Source organism: Kiritimatiellia bacterium, assembly GCA_028715905.1.
Taxonomy (GTDB): domain Bacteria; phylum Verrucomicrobiota; class Kiritimatiellia; order JAAZAB01; family JAAZAB01; genus JAQUQV01.
Genome location: JAQUQV010000081.1, coordinates 1 through 7,499, shown reverse-complemented (window position 1 = coordinate 7,499; position 7,499 = coordinate 1). Strand labels below are relative to the sequence as shown.

Annotated in this window: 6 protein-coding genes; 5 read left to right on the top strand and 1 reads right to left on the bottom strand. The window is 55.8% G+C overall.

Annotation, left to right across the window (positions count from 1 at the left end):
- On the top strand, positions 1–675 hold a 675-nt coding region (locus PHP98_11055), incomplete at its 5' end, for a hypothetical protein (protein MDD5484166.1).
- A complete protein-coding gene (locus tag PHP98_11050; protein MDD5484165.1) occupies positions 672–1,976 on the top strand; it encodes a DUF362 domain-containing protein in 1,305 nt (434 codons plus the stop codon). The genes PHP98_11055 and PHP98_11050, both read left to right, overlap by 4 nt.
- On the opposite strand, the gene amrB is transcribed toward PHP98_11050, so the two are convergent.
- On the bottom strand, positions 1,973–2,932 hold the full coding sequence (gene amrB, locus PHP98_11045) for an AmmeMemoRadiSam system protein B (GenBank protein ID MDD5484164.1): 960 nt from the start codon (positions 2,930–2,932) through the stop codon (positions 1,973–1,975). The genes PHP98_11050 and amrB overlap by 4 nt on opposite strands.
- 77 nt (positions 2,933–3,009) lie before the next feature.
- Here amrB and ligA point away from each other — a divergent pair, with 77 nt between their 5' ends.
- The 3 genes from ligA to PHP98_11030 form a co-directional block, all read left to right on the top strand.
- Entirely contained in the window at positions 3,010–5,010 is a 2,001-nt protein-coding gene (gene ligA, locus PHP98_11040) for an NAD-dependent DNA ligase LigA (protein ID MDD5484163.1), read from the top strand.
- Between the two features lie 323 nt (positions 5,011–5,333).
- A complete protein-coding gene (locus PHP98_11035; GenBank protein MDD5484162.1) occupies positions 5,334–6,263 on the top strand; it encodes a 4Fe-4S double cluster binding domain-containing protein in 930 nt (309 codons plus the stop codon).
- On the top strand, positions 6,238–7,499 hold a 1,262-nt coding region (locus tag PHP98_11030), incomplete at its 3' end, for an FAD-dependent oxidoreductase (protein ID MDD5484161.1). The genes PHP98_11035 and PHP98_11030, both read left to right, overlap by 26 nt.

Below are 7,499 nucleotides of genomic sequence, written 5' to 3'. Positions count from 1 at the left end.
ATGCGCGTGGAAATGCGTTCCATGCTCATGCACCTCCACAAGCGCCTCAATACCACCATGATTTACGTGACCCACGACCAGGTTGAAGCCATGACGCTCGGCGACCGCATCGTCGTCATGAAAGACGGCCTCGCCCTGCAGGCGGCCGAACCGCTGGTTGTCTACCGCTATCCGGCCGACACTTTCGTCGCCCGCTTTATCGGCACCCCCCCCATGAATCTGTTCCCGGGCAAACTTATCCTGGCAAATTCCGGCTTTGTTTTTGACGGCGAAAACTTTCAACTGCGCCTGCCGGGCGAAATGCTCAAAAACATAAAAAACCATGCAAACAAAAACGTTTTCTTCGGCATCCGCCCCGAGGCCCTTCTCCTAAAAGACGGTTCCCAAAGCCAGCCGGAGACTTCCATCCGCGGCAATGTTGACGTAACTGAAAAACTGGGCAATGAAGTGATCGTGCACATTGTTTCCGGAAAGCATCATTTCCAAATGCGGATGGATTCCGGCCTTTTCGGCAAACTTACGACGCAAACCGAAGTCTGCCCGAAAATGGATCAGGCCCATATTTTTGACGGCGAAACGGGGTTAAACCTGACAATCCCGGAATCAGCCGGCGCAACCCCCCATGCCTCCGAAATAATACCGCTTGATCCGAACGCCGAGGAGCAGTCGGCATGAACCCGCGCAAATCCATTGTGGCCGTCCTGAAAACCTCGCCGGCCACAATCCTGCGGGATTACCACCGCCTGATGAATCTGGCCGGTTATCAGGCGGTTCTGCCGAAAACCGCCGCCACAGCCCTGAAAATAAACATCAGCTGGCATTTCTTTTTCCCCGGCAGTTCCACCACCCCCTGGCAGTTGGATGGCGTCATCCGCGCCTTGAAACGCGACGGCTATGACCCCGCGAAAATCCATGCCTGCCATAACCGCACCGTGGTCATTGACGCCCGGCTCGGTGAACGCAAAAACAAGCAGATCAACGTCGTCCAGGCCCACAACCTTGCCAATACACATCTATACGACGAAGGCATTGAATGGATTAACGTAAGAGACGCCGTCGGCGTCCTGGCCGACAAGTTTCTTGTCCTGAACAGGGTTTATCCCGACGGGTTCCATATCCCGAAATCGTTCATCGGCGAAAACATCATTCACCTGCCAACCGTCAAAACCCATGTCTTCACAACGACCACCGGCGCCATGAAAAACGCCTTCGGCGGACTGCTGAATGAAAAACGCCACTGGACCCATCCCGTGATTCACGAAACACTGGTTGACCTGCTCATGATCCAGCAAAAAATACACAGCGGTATTTTCGCGGTCATGGACGGCGCCTTCGCCGGCGACGGCCCCGGTCCAAGGTGCATGACGCCCCTCTCAAAAAACATTATCCTGGCCTCCGCCGACCAGGTTGCCATTGACGCCGTGGCCGCCAAGCTGATGGGTTTTGATCCCCTGCGCGACATCAAGTTCATTCGCCTCGCGCATGAAAAAGGGCTGGGCTGCGGCAATCCGGCCGATATTGAAATCCGGGGCGACCTTGAGGCGGCCCGGGAGAACTGGCATTTCTCCGGCCCGTTCAGAAAAATGACTTTTGCCAGCAGAATGCAGCATAAAATTTACTGGGGGCCTTTGAAAAAGCCGTTGGAATGGTCGCTGAAGACTTTTCTGGCCCCCTGGTCTTACATTGCCAGCGTCCTTTACCACGATTTTTACTGGTATCCCTCCCACCGCAAACTCCTGCAAACAGCGCTGCAAAGCGACTGGGGCAAACTGTTTCACAACTGGGACCAGTTGGCCCTGCCGCCGGATGATTTGGCCGCCGAAGGCTGGAAAGATGTCGGCTTGAAAACCGATGAAATCCGGCCGGAATACGAGCCGGAAAGCAAACGGCATTTCCTCCAGGCAATGAAAATCCTCGGCCAATGCATCAGGGAAGCGCCGGAATTTTCAACCCGCCGGCGGAAAAATCCGCATTAAAACCGGTCCGGCGCAATGAACACGACCGCGCCATAGCCGACCACCCACTGTCCCCGGCTTTCGGGATGGGCGTCGCCGCTGTTCTCGTATTTTAATGCCGTGCCTTTTGCGCATCCCTGCGCGGCCGCGAACCGGATGGCAACCGTAACCGGCGCCAGGCCGCAGAATATCTGGCGGTCGTATGCCCAGTTTTCCTGCAGTTTTCCAATGTCCATATTTTCAACCATTTTCAGGGTCGCCCGGTCCGTGCGCGATACCAGATCATAATCGGGATCATGCAGCATGTCGGAGCTTGCGATTACCAGGATTTTTCTGGTCCGGGCCAACTCGGAAAGACCGGCGGCCAACTCGCCGATCGTATCCCCGCTCTGATCGCCGATCAAAACCACAACCAGTTTCGCTTTCGGAAGCGCAACCTGAACAAACGGAATCTGGTTTTCGGCCGAATGCTCGCCGCAATGGGGGGAATAATCAAGCCTGACCGCGGGGCGGTTGTTGGACAGGATTTTCGCCGCTTCGGAATCAAGCGCCGTCTCGCCGAGCGGAGTGGCAAACGCGTCGCCGTCCATCAGGGCCGCGCCGGGAAAACCGCCCCGGTGGCTGAGGCCGAGGATAACAACCGTTTCCGGCTCCTTCCCCTGCTCCGCCTGCTGTTTGAGCGCCTTGAAAACATAACCGGCAACGGTGCCCGAATAAATATAGCCGGCGTGCGGCGCGATTGCCGCAATTATTCGGCCCGGACCGGGTTCCGCTTCAGCCCTGTCAATGAAACCCGCAACCATTCTCCGGAGTTCGGTTTTCCCGGCCGGAAACCAGCGGCCGGCGCCGCAGGCTTCGCGCACTATTCTGCGATTATTTTCCTTCATTTTTTGTTCCTCCGCGGAAGCAAGCGGTAAAACGGCGCAAACAACCGCGACGGCCGCCGTTTTACAGGCCAATGCCATATTGATTTTCATGGCTTGTAAAATACCGCTTTTTCAAAAACAAATCAATATAATATCGTCTTTTTACGGTTCCATGCTAATATACTTGCATGAATTTTGCGGAAGCGGAAAAGAAAATAAAACATCTGCGCTCAGTTATTGAACGGCACAACCGGCTGTATTACGTTTTTGCCCGCCCCGAAATCAGCGACCGCGAATACGACCGGCTTTACGCGGAACTTGAGGCGCTGGAAAAACTTTCCCCGGCCCTGATCACCCCCGATTCGCCCACCCAGCGGGTCGGCGGCGAGCCGCTGCGGGAATTCCGCCAGGTCCGGCATTCATTCCCCATGATGAGCCTCGCCAACACCTACAGCCGCGACGAACTTGTCCGTTTCCACGAGCGCATCCAGCGGCTGCTTTCCGGAGAAAAATTCAGTTACGTGCTTGAACCGAAAATTGACGGCGCGGCCATTGCGCTGCGCTATGAAAAAGGCCTTCTTCAGCTGGGAAGCACGCGCGGCGACGGCATAACCGGCGACGACATCACCGCCAACCTGCGCGCCATCCCCTCAATTCCCCTGCGGCTGGCCGGGGACAGGACGCCCGAAATCATTGAGTTCCGCGGCGAGGTTTTCATGCCCCGCCGCGATTTTCTCGCCTTGAACCGCGCGCGCGAAGAGGAGGGCCTGGAACCTTTCGCCAACCCGCGCAACGCCGCGGCCGGCTCCCTGAAACTGCTGGACGCGCGCGAGGCGGGCCGGCGTCCGCTGGACGCCGTCTTTTACGGCGCCGGCGAAATCGCCGGAATTAATCTCGCCACACACGAGGAAATGCTCGCCGCGCTCAAATTATTCGGACTTAAAACGCCGCCAAAATACTGGAAATGCCTGTCCCTGGAGGAGGTTTTCCGCGCCCTGGACGAACTGAAAGCGATGCGCCCGGATTTCCCGTTTGAAACGGACGGCGGCGTTTTGAAAGTGAACGAGCGCGGTCTTTACGCGGCGCTCGGCGCCACCGCAAAAAGCCCGCGCTGGGCTGCGGCTTTCAAATACGAGCCGGAACGCGCGGAAACAACTTTGAAATCCATCACCGTCCAGGTCGGACGGACCGGAGTGTTGACCCCGGTGGCCGAGTTGGAACCGGTTTTCCTTTCCGGCTCCACCATCAACCGCGCCACCCTGCACAATGCCGGGGAAATCCAGCGCAAGGATGTCCGTATCGGCGACCGGGTTTTTATTGAAAAAGCCGGGGAAGTGATTCCCGAAGTGGTAAGCGTCAATATCGCCGCGCGCCGGGGCCATGAAAAAACTTTCAAAATGCCCGAAAGCTGTCCGGTCTGCGGCGGCGAAATAACCCGCCGCCCCGGAGAAGTCGCCCATCGCTGCGAGAATCTGCAGTGTCCCGCCCAATTGAAAAGATGGCTGCGCCACTTTGCGGCGCGCGGCGCCATGGATATTGAAGGATTGGGCGAAGCGCTGGTTGACCAACTGGTTGACCGCGGAATGGCGCGCAATCCGGCTGACTTGTATTTCCTGAAAAAAGAGCAGATCGCCGGGCTGGAGCGCATGGCCGAAAAATCCGCCGCCAATCTTATGACCGCCATAGAAGACAGCAAAAAACGCGATTTATGGCGGCTCATTTTCGCGCTCGGCATCCGCCAGGTCGGCGCAAAAATGGCCCAGACCCTGGAGACGCATTTTACCGGTTTGGACGAAATCATGGCGGCGGACCGGGAAACGCTGGAAAAAATTCCGGATCTGGGTCCGGTGGCGGCGGACGCCATCGCCGCGTTTTTTAAAATGGAACGGAATATCAGCCTGATTACCCGCCTCAAGGAGGCCGGCGTGCGCTGGAAAGCCGGTTCAAAAACAAAAAGCGGCCCGCTCGCCGGAAAAACATTCGTGCTGACCGGCGCGCTCGCCGGATATTCCCGCCCGGAGGCGGAAGAGCTGATCCGGCGGCGCGGCGGACGCGCCGCTTCCGCCGTTTCAAAAAAGACCTCTTTTGTGGTGGCCGGAAACGAGCCGGGCTCAAAACTTGCCCAGGCGCAAAAACTCGGCATCCCCGTCCTCAGCGAAGAGGAATTCAGAAAAATGCTGGATGAATGAAAAAATTTATCGCGAACAAACGCCGGCCTCGTCAAGGCCGCCGATCCCGGCGGAGATCGTCTTTAGCCGGATCAGTTTTATGAATGACTTTGATCTAAGGCGGCAGCGCCGCCATCCAAAACTTTCCCGGCCGGCGATCCGCCGGTCTTATTTAAACTTCTACGCAAAAGCGTATCATGTTTAAACACAAAAGAGATATTTATCTTTCATATTTCGCCTGGAAAATCAAGGTTTGATTTTTCAAGAAAAAAGATCGGATTTTTCAAGGCGACCTCCCCTTCCCTGCATTATGCTGTTGATCAGAAAGGCAAGGTGCGCTGAAAATGAGCATAAAACCGCAAATCATGGCGGATGAGTTGCGTGGGTTTGCCCAAAAACATGGCATTGATAAGATCGGCTGGTTTAAGCGCGCGGATTTTCCGCTGTATCTGCAGGCGATTGAATCCAGAGAAGAATACGGCCGGATCAAATATCGTTCTCTGGAAAAATTCCGGTCAGCCGCGGTTATTCCGGAACAGTTCCGCGCCGTCGTGGTCATGGCGGTTAACTACAAAATGGAATCTGATTATTCCGGAAAAGGCTTGAAGGCGGCAAATTATTGCCGGTCCTGCTGGCAGACTTTGATTCCAAAAAAGGAAGCGCTTATCGGCTTTCTCCATGGCAAAGCGCTAAAGGCAGAAGCCTTGGATTTGCCGGCCAGAGCGGCGGCCTGCATGGCGGGGCTGGGTTTTATCGGCAAAAACACCATGTTTTACGCCGACGGCATCGGCTCTTATGTGGGAATCATGGCCATTGGGATTGATGCGGATTTGGAAAAATCAAACACGGGAACGGAAAGGATATGCCATCGGGCGTGCACGAATTGTTCAAAATGCATTGATGCCTGTCCGACCCGCGCCATAGACGCCAAAGGATATGCCATCAATCCGTTGAAATGCATTTCCATGCTGAACCGGCATGCTGATGAGCCGGAAATAAAATTGCCGGATTTGCCGGAAACATTGGATAAATGGCTGTTGGGATGTGAAAAATGCCAGGAGGTCTGCCCGCTGAACCGGCGCGCGCGGCATAAAAACAAGGATGGGGTGATCACGCCGGAATTGAATGTCTTTGGAATGACAATTCCCAATACGGCGGAAATTCCAGAACAACTTGTACGCAAGAAAATGTCATCAATGCAATCGCCCGGATATCGCAAGTATGTCGCGAAGCTATTGGAGGATAAAAATGCAAAGGGACAAGAAAAAATATGATGTGATTGTCTGCGGCGGCGGCCCGGCGGGCGTAATCGCCGCCGTTGCGGCGGCGCGCAATGACGCCGATACCCTGTTGATTGAGCGCCAGGGATGTCTGGGCGGTATTGCCAGTTCAGGATTGTTGTCAGTCTGGGGGCCGTTTGACGATGGCTCGCGGCTTTTGGACTGGAAACGTCACCCTCTGCTGGCCAAAGGCCTGCCCCTGCCCCCGGAAATGCAGGATTTCAAACGCATCATCAAGGGCATCCCGGAGGAAATACTGAACCGGCTGAAAACCATGAACATGGCGTTTGATTTGGGCTGGGGATTTATTCCCATCAACCCAGAGGCCGTGAAATTCGTCAGCGAGCAAATGGTTTTGGAAGCCGGCGGACGCATTTTATACGAAACAATGATCGTAGATGCGGCCATGCGCAAAGGACACATTGAAGCCTTGCGCATTGCCGGAAAAAGCGGGATAAGGGAAGCCAGGGCGGAGATTTATGTGGACGCCACCGGCGACGGCGATTTGGCCGCGCTGGCCGGCGCTGATTTTCAAAAAGGAAGAGCGCGCGACGGCAAAATGATGGGCGTGACGCTGGTGTTCCGCCTTGGCGGGGTAAAACTGCCGGGCATGTTCCTGCTGGACCGCGAAGAAATCAGAAAATGCAACGCTTTGTTCGCCGAAGCATGGAAAAACGGAGAAGTCTCGGCCCTGCATGGCGTCGGGTGTATAAACATAATACCGGGCATGAAAGGCGTGGTGGCGGTCAACAGCCAGCACACTTACGATATTGACGGCACGCGCGACGAGGATTTAACGCAAGCTTTTATCAACGGCCGCAAGGACGTGCAGGAAATGATCCGTCTTTTCCGCCAGCATCTGCGCGGTTTTGAAAAATGCTTTCTGGTTGATACCGCGCCCATGATGGGAGTCAGAGATACCCGCCGGATCATCGGCGAATACATCCTGACCGGCAAGGACGTGGTTTCGGCGGCGCAGTTCGCGGACAGCATCGGCCGGAACGCATATAATCTGGATATTCACCTGCCGGACAACGCCATGACCGTGGAGGAAGGCCTTCTTAAGCCGGGCGCCAGTTACCAGATCCCTTATCGCTGTCTGGTGCCGAAAAAGATTTCCAACCTCCTGCTGTCCGGCCGGTGCATTTCGGCCACACATGAAGGCGAATCATCGGCGCGGATCATGCCCTGCTGTATGGTAACCGGCCAGGCGGCCGGCACGGCCGCGGC